This window comes from Bacillus gaemokensis (assembly GCF_001590835.1).
GTDB lineage: Bacteria > Bacillota > Bacilli > Bacillales > Bacillaceae_G > Bacillus_A > Bacillus_A gaemokensis.
Genome location: NZ_LTAQ01000012.1, coordinates 452,401 through 471,239, shown reverse-complemented (window position 1 = coordinate 471,239; position 18,839 = coordinate 452,401). Strand labels below are relative to the sequence as shown.

Annotated in this window: 19 protein-coding genes, 2 pseudogenes and 1 other annotated feature; of the genes and pseudogenes, 5 read left to right on the top strand and 16 right to left on the bottom strand. The window is 36.6% G+C overall.

From position 1 onward, the window contains the following. Positions 1–219: 219 nt before the first annotated feature. From AZF08_RS13440 to AZF08_RS13415, 7 genes and pseudogenes are all read right to left on the bottom strand, one after another. On the bottom strand, positions 220–468 hold the full coding sequence (locus AZF08_RS13440) for a spore coat protein (protein ID WP_033673085.1): 249 nt from the start codon (positions 466–468) through the stop codon (positions 220–222). A gap of 13 nt (positions 469–481) precedes the next feature. Beyond that, complete coding sequence (locus AZF08_RS13435; RefSeq protein WP_006096499.1) at positions 482–667, bottom strand: hypothetical protein; 186 nt, start codon at positions 665–667, stop codon at positions 482–484. Positions 668–881: 214 nt separating this feature from the next. After that, positions 882–1,598, bottom strand: coding sequence for an MBL fold metallo-hydrolase (locus AZF08_RS13430; RefSeq protein ID WP_033673088.1), 717 nt, complete (start codon positions 1,596–1,598; stop codon positions 882–884). 88 nt (positions 1,599–1,686) lie between these two features. Further along, positions 1,687–1,827 (bottom strand): annotated as a pseudogene (locus AZF08_RS31260) (DUF2178 domain-containing protein); the annotation flags it as partial. 79 nt (positions 1,828–1,906) lie between these two features. Beyond that, positions 1,907–3,691, bottom strand: a complete 1,785-nt coding sequence (locus tag AZF08_RS13425) for an acyl-CoA dehydrogenase family protein (RefSeq protein ID WP_033673090.1) — start codon at positions 3,689–3,691, stop codon at positions 1,907–1,909. A gap of 346 nt (positions 3,692–4,037) precedes the next feature. Beyond that, positions 4,038–5,213, bottom strand: a complete 1,176-nt coding sequence (locus AZF08_RS13420; RefSeq protein ID WP_033673092.1) for an acetyl-CoA C-acetyltransferase — start codon at positions 5,211–5,213, stop codon at positions 4,038–4,040. Between the two features lie 21 nt (positions 5,214–5,234). After that, positions 5,235–7,616, bottom strand: coding sequence for a 3-hydroxyacyl-CoA dehydrogenase/enoyl-CoA hydratase family protein (locus tag AZF08_RS13415; protein ID WP_033673094.1), 2,382 nt, complete (start codon positions 7,614–7,616; stop codon positions 5,235–5,237). A 238-nt stretch (positions 7,617–7,854) separates the two neighbouring features. Between AZF08_RS13415 and AZF08_RS13410 the strand changes: the two genes are divergently transcribed. Further along, positions 7,855–8,001, top strand: coding sequence for a YuzL family protein (locus AZF08_RS13410; protein WP_063177295.1), 147 nt, complete (start codon positions 7,855–7,857; stop codon positions 7,999–8,001). Positions 8,002–8,258: 257 nt separating this feature from the next. Further along, positions 8,259–9,098, top strand: a complete 840-nt coding sequence (locus tag AZF08_RS13405; RefSeq protein ID WP_033673097.1) for a D-alanyl-D-alanine carboxypeptidase family protein — start codon at positions 8,259–8,261, stop codon at positions 9,096–9,098. Between the two features lie 22 nt (positions 9,099–9,120). Here the strand turns inward: AZF08_RS13405 and AZF08_RS13400 are convergent, their stop codons facing one another. From AZF08_RS13400 to AZF08_RS13390, 3 genes are all read right to left on the bottom strand, one after another. Then, positions 9,121–10,038 carry a proline dehydrogenase family protein gene (locus AZF08_RS13400; protein WP_033673099.1) on the bottom strand — a complete coding sequence of 306 codons (918 nt, stop codon included), beginning with the start codon at positions 10,036–10,038 and terminating at the stop codon, positions 9,121–9,123. Between the two features lie 336 nt (positions 10,039–10,374). Next, entirely contained in the window at positions 10,375–10,620 is a 246-nt protein-coding gene (locus AZF08_RS13395; RefSeq protein WP_033673101.1) for a YusU family protein, read from the bottom strand. Positions 10,621–10,735: 115 nt separating this feature from the next. After that, the gene (locus tag AZF08_RS13390) at positions 10,736–11,038 is read right to left on the bottom strand and encodes an MTH1187 family thiamine-binding protein (protein WP_001018864.1); all 303 of its coding nucleotides are present in this window, start codon (positions 11,036–11,038) and stop codon (positions 10,736–10,738) included. A gap of 266 nt (positions 11,039–11,304) precedes the next feature. Here AZF08_RS13390 and AZF08_RS13385 point away from each other — a divergent pair, with 266 nt between their 5' ends. Both AZF08_RS13385 and AZF08_RS13380 read left to right on the top strand, forming a co-directional pair. Beyond that, positions 11,305–12,063: a TrmB family transcriptional regulator gene (locus tag AZF08_RS13385; RefSeq protein ID WP_033673102.1), complete on the top strand. Its 759-nt coding sequence runs from the start codon at positions 11,305–11,307 to the stop codon at positions 12,061–12,063. Between the two features lie 2 nt (positions 12,064–12,065). Continuing rightward, positions 12,066–12,395: a hypothetical protein gene (locus AZF08_RS13380; protein ID WP_033673104.1), complete on the top strand. Its 330-nt coding sequence runs from the start codon at positions 12,066–12,068 to the stop codon at positions 12,393–12,395. Positions 12,396–12,591: 196 nt separating this feature from the next. Here the strand turns inward: AZF08_RS13380 and AZF08_RS13375 are convergent, their stop codons facing one another. The 5 genes from AZF08_RS13375 to AZF08_RS13355 all read right to left on the bottom strand — a co-directional run bounded on the left by AZF08_RS13375 (position 12,592) and on the right by AZF08_RS13355 (position 17,224). Continuing rightward, a complete protein-coding gene (locus tag AZF08_RS13375) occupies positions 12,592–13,227 on the bottom strand; it encodes a class D sortase (protein WP_033673106.1) in 636 nt (211 codons plus the stop codon). Between the two features lie 56 nt (positions 13,228–13,283). Beyond that, positions 13,284–13,838 (bottom strand): excalibur calcium-binding domain-containing protein, encoded by a 555-nt coding sequence (locus tag AZF08_RS13370; RefSeq protein ID WP_033673108.1) that lies wholly within the window; start codon positions 13,836–13,838, stop codon positions 13,284–13,286. 315 nt (positions 13,839–14,153) lie between these two features. Then, the gene (locus tag AZF08_RS30765) at positions 14,154–14,324 is read right to left on the bottom strand and encodes a hypothetical protein (RefSeq protein WP_063177294.1); all 171 of its coding nucleotides are present in this window, start codon (positions 14,322–14,324) and stop codon (positions 14,154–14,156) included. Between the two features lie 78 nt (positions 14,325–14,402). Continuing rightward, entirely contained in the window at positions 14,403–15,575 is a 1,173-nt protein-coding gene (locus tag AZF08_RS13360) for an MFS transporter (protein ID WP_033673572.1), read from the bottom strand. Between the two features lie 335 nt (positions 15,576–15,910). Next, a complete protein-coding gene (locus tag AZF08_RS13355) occupies positions 15,911–17,224 on the bottom strand; it encodes an APC family permease (protein WP_033673110.1) in 1,314 nt (437 codons plus the stop codon). A 65-nt stretch (positions 17,225–17,289) separates the two neighbouring features. Then, positions 17,290–17,525: a binding site (T-box leader), on the bottom strand. A gap of 165 nt (positions 17,526–17,690) precedes the next feature. On the opposite strand from AZF08_RS13355, the gene AZF08_RS13350 reads away from it, so the two are divergent. Beyond that, positions 17,691–17,918: a hypothetical protein gene (locus AZF08_RS13350; RefSeq protein WP_033673111.1), complete on the top strand. Its 228-nt coding sequence runs from the start codon at positions 17,691–17,693 to the stop codon at positions 17,916–17,918. A 250-nt stretch (positions 17,919–18,168) separates the two neighbouring features. On the opposite strand, the pseudogene AZF08_RS13345 reads toward AZF08_RS13350, so the two are convergent. Further along, positions 18,169–18,825, bottom strand: a pseudogene (locus AZF08_RS13345) (hypothetical protein); the annotation flags it as partial. Positions 18,826–18,839 lie beyond the last annotated feature (14 nt).

The following is an 18,839-nucleotide window of genomic DNA, read 5'->3' as shown; positions in this document are numbered from 1 at the left end:
TTCTTCTTTACACTTTTCATTATAGAGATTTTCACTGTAGAAACCATGGATTCTTTGCGAAACATTGAACAAAGTTTATGTACATTTTGTGAAATGCCATACTGAAGTTTCGTCATATTTGTTACATCCAAAAAATGATTTTCTATATTCGCCTTGACAAATATACAAATAAAAAAAAACGAGTGAAACGTCTCATGACGTTCACCCGTTTTTTATTGATTATTGTGCACTTAATTGGCTTTTCGTTTGCTGAACAACCATTGGATTTGCAGGAGCCGCTGGTTTATAATACCCTTTTTGCAATGCATATTTATATACATTACGTTGTCTTGTTTCATCTTGATTGCGAATGTGAATCAGCGTTTGATGTAACTGTTCGTTATTCGATTCTGCTATGTAATTCGCATAACTAGTCAAACTAGCATTTAATTCCGACAAATAATCGTTTACCATATCTTTTTCATTCATAATCGATACCCTCCTAGCCTAAAAAGGACATTAATTGTTGTTTTGTATTTCTTGCAGCTTGTGCATCTTGTTGTAGCATTTGTTTTAATTGAGGATCTGTACACTGCTGCGCATACTGGTCTAATTTGTTCGCAACTGTCGCATGTCCCCCAATAAGATGTCGTAAATTTTCAAGCTCAAGCTCTGTTAAATTCGGCATAATAACAACCTTCCTTTCTCTGTTCATTCATCATTTAGTATTTATTTCTTTTTGGATTGTATGCACAAAAAAAATCTCAGTACGCAAAGTTGCATATTATTACTTTTAATTTTCACATTAAAATATAGTTATATAGTTTATTTTGAAATGTCCTCAATTTATTTAAAAAGAGGGTTATATATTGAATACTAGCAATAACAAACAAATCATTTCTTTACCCCTTTCTTGCTAAATTTCGCTCTGCTTCTTCAATCGCTCGTTTCATACATAACGTCGGATCCTCCATCACCTTCCCATGCCCTGTTGCCAATAAAGATGGCTTATATTGCAAAAGTTTCTGAGCACTCTTTAATGCGGTTTCTGCATCCCACGTTCCAAACACAGGAAATGGAAAGAGCCACTTAATCTGTCCTGCAACTGCAACTCCTCCCCGTGTTTGAAATGCGTCTCCAGCAATTAGTGCATCATTTCTTGTATCAAAAAACGCCAAAGAACCTGGTGTATGCCCTGGAGCCGCAATTGCTAGAAGAGAGCCAACTCGATCCCCCTCCTCTAAAAGAACATCTGGTATCGTCTGTATTCTTTTAGATACGCCAACTTTTATCGGTACGTTTGGTTCTCCTTGTTGCAATGTCATGTCTCCCTCAAGTAAACAGGCATCTCTTTTTGAAATATAGACAGGAGTATCAGGAAGTATCCGCTTCAATGCATCAAGTGCACCAACATGATCATCATGTGCATGTGTTATGACAATATTCGTAATCGGTTTTCCTATTTTTTGCGCCGATTTCAAAATAGTCTTTGCGCTATAAGGTAAAGCTGCATCAATTAAAGTTAATCCTTTTTCTTCTTCAACTAAATAGCAGTTAATCGGAAATAGATTAGGAAAAAACGCTAATTGATAAATTGTGCTTTCACGTACCATTCGCATCTCGCTCACTCCTGTCTTCTCATCGTCCCAATGAAACATAATAAAAAAAGCTGTTTACAAATGAATATGTAAAACAGCTCTTTCTCATCTAATATCTTTTTCTCAAAACTAAAATCGATAACGAGTAGGAACATAATACCCCTGCCAATAAAAACGCGTTTGCTAATTTATACTGTTCACTCGTCAATGAATATAGGTTTCCAATTGGAAAAATGACTAAATACAAAAATTGTAATTTATTTCAAACATCCATTTTTAATAAAAAAACAGTAGCCAGAAAACGTGACTACTGTTTTTTTATTAATTTATTAAACTGTATAACGCTCATCTTCTAAAATTTTCGCTGCAATTTCACGCTTCTTCGGAATTACATTAAGCGGCGTGTGACGAGTGAATTTACGAAGAGCTGATAACATCATGCGTAGCATATCGCCATTTTCAACTGCGATAATTGTTTCTTTTGCATCTGCTTCGATTTGGTTGAATGCTTCTTGGCAGAATACTTCTGTATATAATACTTTTTGTTTATTCTTTTCAAGACCAGTTACTTTGATTGCTTTTTCTGTACGAAGAACAGCTGATTCCATTGCGTATAAGTTACTCACGATATCCGCAATGTTAACAAGAACTTCTTGTTCTTTATCTAAACCTTTACCGTATTTTTGAACCGCTAATCCAGCTACCATTAAGCCGATTTTCTTCGCATTACTTACTAAGTGTTTTTGAAGCGCTAATGGCTCGTCGCCTACTTCTTCTGGCATGATCATCATTAACTCTTCTTGTAATTTTTGTGCTTTTTGAAGAAGTGGTAATTCACCTTTCATCGCTTTACGTAAGAACGTTCCTGGTACGATTAAACGGTTAATTTCGTTCGTACCTTCGAAAATACGGTTAATACGAGAGTCGCGGTACATTCTTTCAATCTCGTACTCTGCCATAAATCCGTAGCCACCATGAATTTGAACACCTTCATCTACTACATAGTCTAATACTTCAGAACCAAATACTTTATTTAATGAGCACTCAATTGCATATTCAGCGATAGAAGCTGCTACAGCTTTACCGTCTTTTACTTGCTCTTCTGTTAATGTACTCATATGGCTTTCAAATAAACCTACTGTACGGTATACAGAGCTTTCAGCTGCATAAATTTTCGCTGCCATATTCGCTAATTTTTCTTGAATTAATGGGAAGCGAGCAATCGGTTGTTTAAACTGTTGACGCTGGTTTGCATACCCCGCTGAAATTTCTAAAGCACGTTTCGAAGAACCAACTGTACCAACGCCTAATTTATAACGGCCGATATTTAAAATGTTGAAAGCAATGACATGACCTTTACCAATTTCACCAAGTACATTTTCTTTCGGTACTAACGCATCTTCTAAAATTAATGTACGAGTAGAAGAACATTTAATACCCATTTTCTTTTCTTCAGGGCTTGTAGATACGCCTGGATATTCTTTCTCTACGATAAATGCTGTGAAATGTTCACCATCTACTTTTGCGTATACGATAAATACATCAGCGAAAGCAGAGTTTGTAATCCATTGCTTTTCACCGTTTAATACGTAATGCGTACCTTCTGCATTTAAACGAGCAGTCGTTCTTGCACCTAACGCATCAGATCCAGATCCTGGCTCAGTTAATGCGTATGCAGCTAATTTTTCACCTGTTGCCAATAACGGTAAATATTGTTTCTTTTGCTCTTCGTTACCGAATAATACGATTGGTAATGATCCGATACCAACGTGAGCACCATGTGTAATTGCAAAGCCACCAGCACGAGAGAATTTCTCTGCGATTAACGCTGAACTAATTTTATCAAGCCCAATTCCGCCGTACTCTTCTGGTACGTCAGCACCTAATAAACCAAGCTCTCCAGCTTCTTTTAATAGACGAACAGAGCGGTCAAACTCATGTTGCTCTAAATACTCAAGTTCTGGCAAAACTTCATTTACGATGAAGTCCTCTGTCGTTTTCGCAATCATTTTATGCTCTGATGAAAAATCCTCAGGCGTAAACACTTGATCAATCGTAATATCATCAACTAAAAAGCTACCACCTTTTACTGCGCTTCCTACTGTTTTTTCCATGAAAATTTCCTCCTTCATATTTTCATAAGCCATTTCTCTCATAATGAGGGAAGCTGGCTCTCCCTTTGTTTTTTATACCCTTTTGTTGCTTCCACTCTTCTTTATATAATCCAGTTCCAGCGGCTAAAACAATCGGCCATTTCACCCCTTCCTGTGAGGCAAAAAGCACCTCTTCGTCAGGGCCTCCAATGTCCTCTTGTTCTGGACAAGCCGCTTCTACTTTTTATCTCATCTAGTTCCGGCGGCTAGAATACTCGGTGGCTTCACTTCTTCCTATGAGGCAAAGAATGCCTCTTCGTCTGAATCTCCATCCCCCTCGCATTCTAAACGAGCCACCTACACTTTTTTATAATAATTCAAACACCCCAGCAGCTCCCATACCGCCGCCGATACACATTGTTACAATACCGAATTGCTGATTGCGGCGTTTCATTTCATGGATAAGAGATAATGTTAGTTTCGCTCCTGTACAGCCAAGCGGATGACCAAGTGCAATTGCACCGCCGTTTACATTTACTTTTTCTTCGTCTAAGCCAAGTTCACGAATAACTTGAATCGATTGAGATGCGAATGCTTCATTTAGCTCAAATAAGCCGATATCAGATAGTTCTAACCCTGCTAATTTTAATGCTTTTGGAATTGCTGCGATTGGCCCAATTCCCATTACTTCTGGTGGTACACCAGCTACTGCAAACGAGCGGAATTTCGCAAGTGGCTTCATGCCATCGCTCACTGCTTTTTCACGATCCATCAGAAGAACAGATGCTGCCCCGTCACTCATTTGTGAAGAGTTACCAGCAGTTACAGAACCGCGAACGTTAAATGCTGGACGTAATTTCCCTAAGATGTCTAATGTTGTGTCCGCTCTTACTCCTTCATCTTGCGCGAAGATAATTGTTTCTTCTTGGATTTTATTATTCGCTGAAACAGTGCGAAGCGTTACATCAACAGGTACTGTTTCGTCAGCAAATTTCCCTTCAGCCAAAGCCTTTGCTGCACGCTGATGACTTCTTACCGCAAATGCATCTTGCTCTGCGCGAGAAATTCCATATTTCACAGCAACTTGCTCCGCTGTATGTCCCATACCCATATAGTATTCTGGAGCCCCTTCTACAAGGCGGCTATTTGGACGAACGACGTGACCCATCATTGGAACTAAACTCATCGATTCTGCTCCGCCAGATAATACAGCTTCGGAATGACCAAGCATAATGCGTTCTGCACCGTAAGCGATACTTTGTAACCCTGAAGAACAGTAACGGTTAATTGTAATAGCTGGAACATCATAAGAAAGTCCCGCTAATCCGCCGATATTACGTGCCATATTTAAGCCTTGTTCTGCTTCTGGCATCGCACAGCCAAAAATTAAATCATCAATTGGCCCTTCATAGTTATTCGCACGTTTCAATGTTTCCTTTACTACTAATGCTCCTAAATCATCTGGACGAACTGTTTTTAATGAACCTCTCTTTGCCTTACCAATTGGCGTTCTTGCTCCCGCAACAATGACAGCTTCTCTCATGAACGATATCTCCCCTCGTTATTAGTTACGTAATGGCTTTCCTTTTACAAGCATGTGCTGCATTCTTGCTTGTGATTTCATCTCACTTACTAAACTGATAAATGCTTCACGTTCCACATCTAATAAATACTGCTCATCAACTTCTGTTCCGTATGGTACTTTTCCGCCGGCAATGACATATGCGAGCTTTTTCGCAATGTGTAAGTCGTATTCGGAAATGTAACCTGATAGATGCATTGCTTCTGCTCCAAGTAAAAGCGTTGCATATCCTGTTTCACCAACAACCGGTATCTTTTTACGAATCGGTGCTTTATAACCAGCTTCATATAAAGCAAGTGCTTTTTGTTTCGCATCATATAGTAAGTGATCACCATTCACACTAATACCATCTTTATCGCCTAAGAAATTACGAGAAACAGCTTCTTGCGCTGATGTAGATACTTTCGCCATCGCAACTGATTCGAACACTTTATTTGCAACTTTTTGTAGGTCAAACTCTACACCGTTTGCCATTTTATTTAAATGTTTAATATATAGTTCTTTGTTACCACCACCGCCAGGGATTAAACCAACACCTACTTCTACTAATCCCATATACGTTTCGCTAGAAGCTTGAATGCTAGCTGCTGGTAAACAAACTTCTGTACCTCCGCCAAGCGTCATACCATATGGCGCTGCAACAACTGGTTTAGAGCTGTACTTAATTTTCATCATTGCATCTTGGAAGTTTTTCACGACCCACTCAATTTCAAAGTAGTTATCATCTTGCGCTTCCATTAAGATCATCGCAAGGTTTGCACCTACGCAGAAGTTCTTCGATTGGTTACCGATAACAAGACCTTTATAATTTTTTTCTACTTCATCAACAGCGTAATTAATCATTTGTGTAATATCCATACCAATTGCATTGCTCTTCGAATGGAATTCTAAGCAAAGGATGCCATCACCTAAGTCAATTAAGCTCGCTCCACTGTTTTTCTTTAACACACCATTTTTCTCTTTTAATTGTTTCAAAGAAATTGCTTTTTTATTGCGTCGGATAAGTTTGTATTCACCGTTATCATAGTAATAGCTTTCACCATTATCATGTTTATAGAAAGAGTTAAATCCTTTCTCTAACATGTCTTTTACCCACGCTGGAACAACTCGGCCGTTCTCTTCCATCTTCTGAACAGATTTTTCTACGCCAATTGCATCCCAAATTTCAAACGGTCCTTGCTCCCAGCCAAATCCCCACTTCATCGCTTGGTCAATCGCAACAATATCATCTGCGATTTCTTTATGAAGCTTCGCTGAGTATAAAAGAGTTGGCGTGATAATGTTCCATAATAACTCTCCCGCACGATCTTTCGCATATACAAGCGCTTTCAATTTATTCGCTAATCCTTTTTCTTGTTTACTTAGCTCTACGGAAGCAGCTCTTAATTTTTTACGAGCCCCATATTCCATCGTTTCAGGATTTAACTCTAAAATTTCTTTTCCTTGTTTTAAGAAGAAACCTTGACCTGTTTTACTTCCAAGCCATTTTTTATCCAGCATGTCATGCATGAAAGCTGGTACTTTAAATACGTTGCGTTCTTCTTCCTGTACATTTTCATATACATTGTTGGCAACGTGAACGAATGTGTCTAAACCAACAACATCTAATGTGCGGAACGTTGCGCTCTTTGGTCGACCAATTAATGGACCTGTTACAGAGTCAACTTCTCCAACGCTATAACCACGCTTGATCATTTCTTGTAACGTTACAAGTAAGCCATACGTACCGATGCGGTTTCCAATAAAGTTTGGTGTATCTTTCGCGACAACAACGCCTTTTCCAAGAACATCTTCGCCAAATAATTTCATGAAGTTTAACACTTGTGGATCTGTTTCTTTTGTCGGTATAATCTCTAGAAGTTTTAAATATCGTGGTGGGTTAAAGAAATGCGTTCCTAAGAAATGTTTTTTGAAGTCATCTGAACGCCCTTCTGCCATTTTCTCAACGGAAATACCTGATGTATTTGAGCTCACAATAGAGCCAGCTTTACGAACAGCATCTACTTTTTCAAATAGTTTCTTTTTAACATCTAAGTTTTCAACAACAACTTCGATAATCCAATCTACATCCGCAAGACGCTCAAGATCATCCTCTAAATTACCCGCCTCGATCAATGCCAGGTTACCTTTAACCGTAAGAGGAGCTGGCTTTTGCTTTACTAATTTTTGCAATGCCCCATTACTAAAACGATTTCTCACACTTTTATGTTCTAATGTAAGTCCCTTCGCTTCTTCTTCTTTTGTAAGCGCCCCAGGTACAATATCAAGCAATAATGTTGGTATACCAATATTAGCTAAATGTGCAGCAATTCCTGAGCCCATTACACCAGAACCGAGAACAGCAGCCTTTTTAATTTGGAACATCCATTTCTCCCCCTATTCTTGAATGAATGCTCATTCAATTTTTCGACATACGTCGCAATCAATGAGTGAGCCTCTACTAATAAATATATGACACTGTTTAAATTTTCGCAATATATTTATTGATAAAATTTTCTGAAATAAATATATTTCTTTTATTTGGTCACCCTATAATTGTGTATTTTCTTTGTTAGAATACACTTTTCCCTTCTTAAAATATGACGAAAACGGAGGAATATATATGGGAAGACTTAAGAAAGATCCATCAAAAGCAGGCGTTAGTGCAGCGAGTGTAACAGGAAATGCAGGTCCGGTTGATCGCGGTATTGAAAAGGGCCGTCAAGGTAACAATCAACAATACAAAAAGCACAACACAGGCGAAAAATAATGCTATATGTGTTTGTTCAAAAAGGAAGATAAAGAGAGCCGAGCAGTTCGAGGCGCGGAAGCCGGGAGGATACGGAGTGTAGGTGGAACTACATGAGTACCGGACTGGCGACGTAACGAAGAAAGCGGGCGGCCATCTTTACCGGACTTTTTGAACTTCCGCTATATTTTTGGGCAGAGAACGTGGCATAATGAGTATTGGGCCGCTTTTCTGCCCAATTTATTTGTACATAAGGAAAGACAAAAGAGGGAACGATGATGAAACGAACAATAATCATGATTGTAATGATTGCCACACTGTTTACCAGTATGATTTTCTTTTCCTACGCAAAAAGGCAAAAAGACGTAAGAATGAATCAACCTCCTATCACAGGGCAATACGGCATTACAATTGATGCAAACACAGGTGAAATTTTATATGGAAAACGAGAACAAGAACGCTCTTATCCAGCAAGTGTAGCCAAAATGATAACGACGCTTCTCTTACTAGAGAATATAAAAGAAGATGAAGAAATTACGATTACAGAAAATGCGGTAAAAACAGAGAGTCAAAGTAAAAAGATTAAACTTCGCGCCGGTGAAAAGTTAAAAAGGGATGAGGCATTAAAGCTAATGCTAATCATTAGTGCGGATCCGATTGCTGAGTCGATTGCGGAACATATCGCAGGATCGAAAGAGAAGTTTGTAAAAATGATGAATGCAAGGGCAAAAGAACTTGGAACAAAGCATGCAACCTTTAAAAATGCGAGCGGTGCTGATGCGCTTGGCAATAAGGCCTCCCCTTACGACATCGCGATTATTACAAAAGAAGCATTAAAATATCCAATTGTGCTAGATTATATGAACACAACGCGTACAACATTACATACTTCAGAGCGAACAAAAAAAATTGCAAACTATGGTCGCGAAGAGCTTTATAATGATCCATATGCAATTGGAAGTAAAAGCGGTTTATCTGCTTTAGGAAAATATACGGTCGTAACAGTTGACGAGAAAAACGGCAAGCGTGTTATTAACGTTGTACTTTCTTCTACTCGTACTCAGCTATATCCTGATACGAAAAAGATGGCTAATTACGCATTTCAGCAATTAAAATAACCAAGGAGTTTTTCCTCCTTGGTTATTTTTTTACCATTCCTTTTAAAACGAACGCAACGTTTGCTGGACGTTCTGCTAGGCGGCGCATGAAATAGCCATACCAGTCATTTCCATACGGTACATAAACACGCATTTTATATCCTTCTTTTACAAGCTCAAGTTGGCGTTCTGTACGAATGCCATATAACATTTGGAATTCAAATTGATCACGTGAAATATTATGTTCCTCAGCAAGTTTCTTCGTATATTCAATAATAGCCTCATCATGTGAAGCGATTGCAGTATAATTTCCATTTAATAAGTGCATTTTAATAATTTTTTTATAATTGTCATCTACATCTTTCTTGTCTGGGAACGCAACTTCTTCTGGTTCTTTATAAGCCCCTTTTACAAGACGTAAATTAGGACTATATGCATTTAAATCCTCGATGTCTTTTTCTGTACGATATAGGTAAGCTTGAATAACAGTACCGATATTATCGTATTCAGATTTTAATTGCTTAAAGATCTCAATTGTTTTCCCACATCGTGTATAGTCTTCCATATCAATAGTAACAAACACACCGTTTTCTTTTGCAGCTTCTAAAATGCGACGCATATTATTCATTACGATATCATCTGAGATATCTAGCCCCATAGAAGTCATTTTTAGAGAAAGCTGTGAATCAAGGTTTTCGCGTCCGATTGCACGAATTGCTTCAATCGATTGGTTTGCCATTTCATTTGCTTCTGCTTCATTATCAACGAACTCACCTAAATAATCGATTGTCACACAAAGACCTTGCTTGTTTAATTGCTTAATAGCTGCTGCTGCTAAATCGATTGTCTCCCCTGCGACAAAGCGGCCGGCACCAAAGCGTAAACCGTATTTTTTAGCTAATTTTGTTAGCGCTTTATTTTTTGACAAAAAAAGAAACGAATTGCGCATTAATTGTTCCATGTAATTCACCCCTATGACTGTTCTTTGTCTGTTTTTTACCCCTCTTCAAAATTATATCACTGTTTAAAATTATTTGATACAAATAATTATTTAGATAATTTATAAAATACTATAATAATGTTCAAAATCTTGATTTATCGCTTTCAAATATTCATAAAAATTTTTCGACATCTAAAAAGAAACTAGAAAAACAGGTGAATAACTAGCCTAAAATAAAAATTCGACAATACTCGTCACACCTCTTACCTTTCTCTTCAAATTATATAAAGATATTAATCACATGCCCGCAGTCATCCACATAAATAAGAAAAAGCCGTTCATCTGAACGGCCTTTTCTTATTTATGATTACGATTTTCTTCATTTAATCTTTTAATATCAGCAATCAATTTCACAATCTCTTCTTTTCCCTCGGGATACGTTTCATTCCAATGTTTCACAAGTGCTGGCATTGTTTTCGCAATGTAAGAATATAACGCCCACTTTTGTACCTGCTCTTTTCGCTCCTCATTGCTTTCCCCTAGCAACAATTCCGTATACTTTTCAAGTAAACCATCAAACTGCTCATTAAACTTGTCACTCATCTCTTTTCCTCCTTCCCGTACCTTCACCATTCATAATAAAAAAGTGTATCATGAATCAAGTCGTCTCGCCTAATTTATCCATACAAAAAAAGCAGCGAAAATCGCTGCTTCCTCCTTATAATTTCGAACGAACAGAGTTTAATTTTTTCTCCATTGTGCTTTCTTTATCGCGACGATCATCAATACGGATTGTCGTTGCGACACGCTTCGCACCTTTTGTATACGGTACTTCATGCATTTGTTGAATCACTTCAAGTAATACAGGAAGATCTCCCTCAATTACTGTATTCATCGGTGTTAATTGGTACTTCACGCGATCAGCGTTTTTCTCTAACACTTTTTGTACTTCTGCTACATATTCACTTACGCTTGGATTACCAGTTCCAACTGGAATAATCGATACATCAACAATTGCCATGATAGTTTCCTCCAATCCAGATTCATTCACTATTGTACAAAAATAGAGGTGCATTTACTAATGATATACTAACAAACCCACCTATTTTTTCAAAGTTGACCCTTGTGATGAATTAAAACTTTAACCAATAGTAAGTTCTTCCTCCTCTCTTTCACTGAATTTACTTTCTACAAAGAACGAAATAGAATAAGCACAACGGCGCTACTTGTATAATTACAAATAGTTCTTTATGCTAAAGATAGAATCTAACTTGTTCGGGAGGCATTATGTTACAAAAATTCGGTTTCTCACAATATGAAAGCCAGGCGTATGAAGTTGTAGTCTCAAGCGATGAACCATTAGATGCAACAACGATTGTGAAACATTCAGGTGTTCCAAAAGCCAAAATATATGAAGTATTAGCAAGGCTCATTGATAAAGGAATGGTCATGGATTCCGTCTCAGAAAAGAAAAAGCTATATACCGCTTTACCACTAGACCTTGCTATTCAAAAATTAACAACAGAATTTCAATCTCATATTAAAGAACTCCAAACAAATATTTCAAAACGATCTTTTACAGATGACCGTGTTTGGAGCTTAAAAATGCAATCTTCTATTCAAATTCAAAGTAAGCAGTTAGTAGAAGAAGCGAAACAATCTATCCGCATTTCTGCTTGGAATGATACTTTTTTAGAGTATCTTCCCTTACTTGAAGAAAAGGCGAAACAGGGCGTTACTATCGAGGCACTTGTAGTTGGTAAAGTGGAAACAGCACTGACAAACGTTCATTTTCTTATCCCAACGGAGGAACCTAACGCATTAGAACGTTACCTACTACTTATCGTTGATGATCGTGAAATTTTATTTGCTGGGGTAGAACAAGAATCGTGGCAAGCAATGAAAACAATGTCTCAACCATTCGTAAAATTCTTTACAGAGTTCTTCTACCATGATGTTGCGCTCGCAAAAATTACCGAAAAACATCATGATCTCTTTATGAAAGATGAGGAAATTCGAAGTCTTTTAATAAAGTTGAGATATTAAAAATGAAGGATTTAACTATAATCGAATGGTTAGAAGAAAAACGATTAACAGATAGAGAAATTGATTTTCTTCTAACCCTCATACCTGGATTATCTACTTTATGGGTAGATAAATCAAAAAGATCCAATGTCTTTACAATGCTAAAAAATCAATTCACAGATTTCCCAGTAAGCGAAGACATAGACTATCTTCAATTCAATAATTTAAATTTAATATTACAAGAAAATCTTCAGGGAAAGATTTCAACAGATGATTTATTACAACAGCTGTCTCAACAAAGAATTTGTAAGCCTATTAGTGATTTCATCCTTGCTTCAGTGCATGAACAATAGATCTTTCGGCGGGAGAGTTATTTCTAGCATGAAATCTATTTCACTGCATAGTTGTTTAAATCAAAATATACTTTTAAGGGAGTGCTCGTAAACACTCCCTTTTCGTTATAAAAAATAAAAAGCACCCTCACAACTGTTCCCCTTCAACTTACACTACTTTAGCATTTTATTGAAATATCCAGTGGCCTTTTTGGCTTTAAGTAGTGGAGATTAAGCTTGCCTCAATTATATATCTATCTGGCGCATCTCCAATATAGTCAAAAGGATAACATGTTGTTAGTGTTAAGATTGGTTGATCTTTTTGTACAATTACCGTCCGATCTTCAGCATCAGTAATCCAATGACGATTAATTTGATATGTATAAGTTTTATTATCATATTTTAAAATTACCGTGTCATTTTCTTGTAATTCACCAAGTTCAGTAAATACAGTATCTCTATGGCCGCTTAAAACAGTATGGCCATTTCCAGAAGGAGTAGTTGTAAGTTCACTCACAAACATCCCAACCCCCTTTTTCAATACTTTGTCATCAGTCCCCCAGTATACAGAGTACTTTTGTTCAATTTTAGGAATAATTAAATATGCTATTTTCTCTCCTAATTGATGCTGCACTTGTGAAGATGGAACTTGTAGAATTGGAGTTTCAGGTGCTGAGGGTTCTATTGTTTGAGTTGTATTAGGTGTGTGTTCAATTTCTTTATACTGTTTTACTTCCTCCTTTGTCAAAGATTGAGCAGAATTCTTTGCAGTATACCACTCTATAAAATAATAAGAACAAGTAGTTAAGCCTATAATGACTAAACATAAACCAAACCATTGTTTTTTATTCATGTTATTCACCCCATGTTAAAACGACAGGATTTCTCCTGCCGCTTTAAGGAATTATATTATGCATTTGTTTTTTTACGACGGAACATTAGCACTGAACCTACAAGTGCAAGACCAGCACTTGCTAGCATCATTGTAAGACCGTTTGATGCTGTATTTGGTAATTTCTCACCTTGTTTTTTAGTTTCTTTTGTAGTTTTTACAGCAGGTTTTTCTTTAGTTTCTTTCTTAGTTGTTTGTTCTTGCTTAGTAGTTTTTTGTGTGTTTTCTTGTTTAATAGATTCCTTTTTAACTTCTTGTTTAACAGGCTCTTGTTTAGATTCTTGTTTAGTGGATTCTTCTTTTTTAGATTCCTCTTTTTTCTCTGTTGTAGCAGTTGTATCTACAGGGTATTTATAATCTTCACAAGGAATACCATCTTTATCATTGTCTAGACGATGTGGGTCATTACCAACACCATATCCATTTTGATTCCAAAATTCTTGTGCTGCTTTTTGACTTTTAAAATCTCCACAGTTTTTTGTGTCATTAGGACTCTTAGCAGCATATGCAGATGAGCTATAACCTACAGCTAAAAGTGCGAACGCAGATACTGAAACCAATAATTTTTTCATAATTTTCCCCTTTTCCATTTGGTATGTATTTACATTGAAATATTTTACAGTTAAATATTACAAAATACAATGTTTTTTTACAAATAATCTAATTATTCGGAGTAGATTATTTGTTTATACTCTATAAAAAAATCTTTTTTGAATTGGTTTCAGTAAGTTCACTTTAATTATTTATGAAGAAAAGAGAACGCACTCAAATATTTGAGTGCGTTCTCTTTTTATATTTTTATTAGTTTCACTTTATGTAATTGTTTTTTGGGGATAATTGTTATTTGTAAATATAGTATAGTAGAGACTAGTAACATAGTAAATTTGCTACTTTTCATTTTGCTGTTTTATCTCATTTAATAGCTCAATGATTTGCTCATTTTGCTTCACTTGTTTCTCGGAATTTTGATATAGAAAACGAATCCATCTTAATACAAAAAGAACTATAAAGAATGGCAAAACCATCGAAAAGAAACCAACCGTTGATTCGAAATCCATCTGACGTCACTCCTCTCGCCGTACTCTCCTACAATAAATTGGTAAACACTTCAATTTATTGTAACAAAAAAGAACCTATCAAACGATAGATTCTTTTTCTGTTACGCGAGTAGATTGTCCTCTCGTAATCGAGAAGATCGCACAAAGCAGCGCTAAAATAATAAATCCGCCGCCTACCCATGCATTATAGATTACAGATGATTTTTCAATAACAGCCCCGCCCACAGTTGAGCCAAGTGCAATACCTAAATGAAGTGCAGAGTTATTTAAACCTTGCTGAATACCAGCTGATTCTGGTGCAATTTCAATTAAATAATTTTGCTGCGCCGGTGAAATGGCCCAACTTAACATACTCCAAATCCCCATCATAATAATGAATAGTGGGAATGAAAATGTCATCATCGGTAAGATAAAGATGGCACATGCAAAGACGATAATAATAGAGATAATACTCTTCTTTGATCCCCATTTATCTGCGAGCCAACCACCAAAGCCACCTCCGATTACCGCCGCAATACCGAAAATAAAGTAAAATATACTAATCCAATTTGCTTCTACATGCATCACATCTTTTAAAAACGGCGTTAAATATGCATATAGCGTCAAATGACCTGTTAAGAATAAGAATGATGTTAGCTGAGCACTAACAATCTTTTTATCCTTCAATGTAGCAATCTGTTCTCTTATAGACAAAACAGCTACTGGTGGAACTTTCGTTAAAAATAATGAAATACTAGCAATAGCGACAACCGTTAATACCGAAATTAAAATAAACGGTGCACGCCATCCATATGCATTCCCAAGTACAAGGCCTAGTGGTACACCTAGTACAAGCGATCCACTAATCCCCATGAAAATAATTCCGATAGCACGTGCACGAAAATGCGGTTCTACAACACTAGAAGCTAACGTTACAGATAATGCAATAATAAGCGATCCACTCGCCGCACAAATGACCCTTGAGAACATTAACATTCCGTAATTCACACTAAATGCTGAAATGATATTACCAATTAAGAAAATAGATAATGCCCCGATATATAATGTTTTACGTTCAATTTTCCCTGTCACTGCTAATAAAACTGGTCCTGAAAGAGCAAATACAACTGAGAATATTGTAATAAGTTGACCCGCTGCACTAATTGATACACCTAAATCGTCTGCAACTAAATCCAGCGTCCCGCCAATAATTAACTCAACCGTTCCGACTACGAATGCCGCAATCGCTAAAATATATACACGAAAATTCACGTTTTTCCCCACACTTTCTCTCGTCCACTTTTGGTTACTACAACTATAGTAACCAAAAGACAAACTGCAATCAAGTATAAATTCTCCCGTATACATCAGGAAATTTTTACAAACAAAAAAAGCAGGCGTATTATACGCCTACTTTATATATATATCCCTGTTGATTTTCCGACATATAAGTCGCGGCTCTGAAAACAAAAGGAGACCTGCACTTTTTGTTTTCACTTGGCATGAGGCTAAAACAGGCCCTGACCGCTTCTATGTATGGGTGGATGCTCTCTTCTACCTAAAAATCAGGTTTATTTCGTTTTTTTAATTTGTATTTATACAATTTCTTAAGACTGCGTTTGTTTTTTCCTATTTAAATACCAGTAAATCGGAAGTCCTGTAAATACCATTCCAATTGATAAGAAACAGCTTAGTGGATCATTAATAATCGCACTTCCAATTACAAATAATGATCCTAAAATCGCTACGATTGGTACAATCGGGAATAACGGTACACTATACGCACGCTCTTTTCCTTCATTACGTTTTCTTAAAATGAAGACACCGATAAATGTCATCACGTAGAAAATATAAATAATAAATACGGAAATCTCGGAAAGCTTATTTGGATCACTAATAATCATTAAAATAATACCTAGTATGATTTCAAAAGTAATCGCATTTGCAGGTGTTTTAAACTTCTCATGTGCCTTTGCAATAAACTTAGAAAATGGAAGTTGTCCTCTTTCTGCCATTGACATTGGAATACGTGGAAATGTTAAAATCTTTCCGTTTAAGCATCCGAAAATAGAAATAATAATACCGATACTAATGATTTTTCCGCCGTATTCTCCAAGTAACATCCCTGCGGCTGTTGCTGTCGCGTTTTCTCCAAGATCCACGATCTTCGCAGCTGGTAATACATTCAGCAACGCTAAGTTAATTAATACGTAAGCAGCTGTTACAATCAAAATCCCTACTGTCATCGCCTTTGGTAATAACTTTGTCGGATTCTTCATTTCACCGCCGATAGAAGCAAGTAAAATCCAGCCATCGTAAGCAAATAATGTTGCTAAAATCGCCATCCCAATGCTTTGATTTTCCGATATCGGTACAACAACATTAAAGATGTCGCTATTCCCTTTCCAAAAGCCTAAAACAACAATTAATACGATAGGAACCATCTTTCCGACTGTCGTAACTGTTTGGACAATCCCGCCATACTTCGTTCCCATACTATTTACAACACCAAGGAACACAACTGTTCCAATTGCAATCGGTAAGTTCCATACTTTATCTAAATAGAAGAAGTTAATCATTAAAGAACTAAAATACAAACCTAATGTTCCAATAATAGCTGGGCCGTATACAATTGTTTGCATCCAGCCGGATAAATACCCCCAAAAACTGCCGTAAATCTCCTCTAAATACGTGTACAATCCACCATTTTTCGGTATTTGCGCTCCGATTTCAGCTACAGTTAATCCGCTAGCTAATGTTAACAGACCACCTACTACCCAAGCGAAAATTGCCATATTAGAACTCCCTGAGTAATCTAATACGCTCCCTGGTTTCATAAATACACCAGATCCAATAATAGTTCCTACAACGATAGATAGTGCTACTGTTAAACCAATTTTGTTTTTCTCATCATGATGCATGCTGCGTATCCTCCTTCCAATTCTAGTGTGATGCAAAATTGAAATAAAAAAACACTCCTCCCTAAAAAAGGGACGAGTGTTGTATTCGTGGTTCCACCCTTGTTTCATTAGTAAAGCTACACACTTCACCAATTTCTCAAGTCTAGATAACGGTTTTTGCCGGCAAGCAATTACTAGCTGTTCGTTCACTGCTGCAGTTCAGAGGTGGTAATCCATTTTTCCGTATTAGGAAGCTCACAGCCAAAGGCCTCCCTCTCTGAGAATCGTAAAAAATTGATCGTGTCCTCATCATCACTTCTTGATGTCGAATTTTGTAGTTATTGTTCATTATATTGAATTTTTACAAAAAAACAATATGTTTTTTTATATAACATATAAAAAATATTTCTTCTTATATTATAACAGAAGCATTGCTATTTTTCGAATTCCCTTAAAATGGTATACTGTACACAAAGGAGGTATCGATATGATTCCAATAATTTGTATTATAACAACGATCTTATCTTTTATCTTTGCCATCATGTATCGAAATAAGTATCCCGGTTATAGCATTTTAGTTGTCTTTATTGTGCCTGCCATATCCTTTTATGTGTTAGGAAAATTCCAATATACCGAAGTGTTTATTGGCTTTGCAATTACATACATCTTTTTTACATCATTATTAACCCTAAAAAGAATTTCGGCAAATCAATAAAAGCCGCTCAAATGAGCGGCTTTCTTCTATGCATTTTATAATTGGCCTTCCTCGCGTTCCATTACTTTTTTTAGCACAATCATTTGTAACATTATAAAAAAGGAAAAACTTCTTCAAAGAAGAAATCTATCCTAAACAAACTTTATATCGTTTCTTTCGGTTGCCCATACGAAAGAAACTTCTATCAACAGTTTTTACACTTTCTATATTTCAATTAGTTACTCGCCTTCTTCATTAAAAATTTATGATCCTTAATTGGAAAATCAACACCTAGCTCATCTAATTGTGATTTTACTTTGTCCATAATCGCTTTTGCTTTTTCCTTTGCCGCATCATCAAGGTTTGCAAACATTTCTTCTTGTTTCTCTTTTTCAGGAAGATTCACACCTAGTTCTGAYAATTTTTCTTTTGCTTGTTCATGAGTTATTGTTCCTGCTTTTCTTTGTTCCATRATCGCTTTTGCTTTTTCTTTTGCCTGATCATCGAGGTTCGCAAACATTTCCCCGTGCTTCCCTTTTTCCGGAAGGTTCACACCTAGTTCTGACAATTTYTCTTTTGCTTGTTCATGAGTTATTGTTCCTGCTTTTCTTTGTTCCATGATCGCTTTTGCTTTTTCTTTTGTCGTGTCATCAAGGTTCGCAAACCTCTCTCCTCTTTTCCCTTTTTCAGGAAGATTTACACCTATTTCGGCTAATTGCTTTTTGGCGTTCTCCATAATCGTTTGTACTTTTTGTTTCGTTGCTTCATCCAATTTTTGATTCTGATTTCCTTTTGTCGTTTGTTCTGTTACTGATGTAGAATTGGCATCGTTCGTTGCCGCGAAAGCAGGAACACCTACTCCTCCTATGATTCCTAGTGATAAAGCTCCGGCAGCTACTAAATATCCAACTGTTTTTTTCTTGTTCATAGAAAACTTCCTCC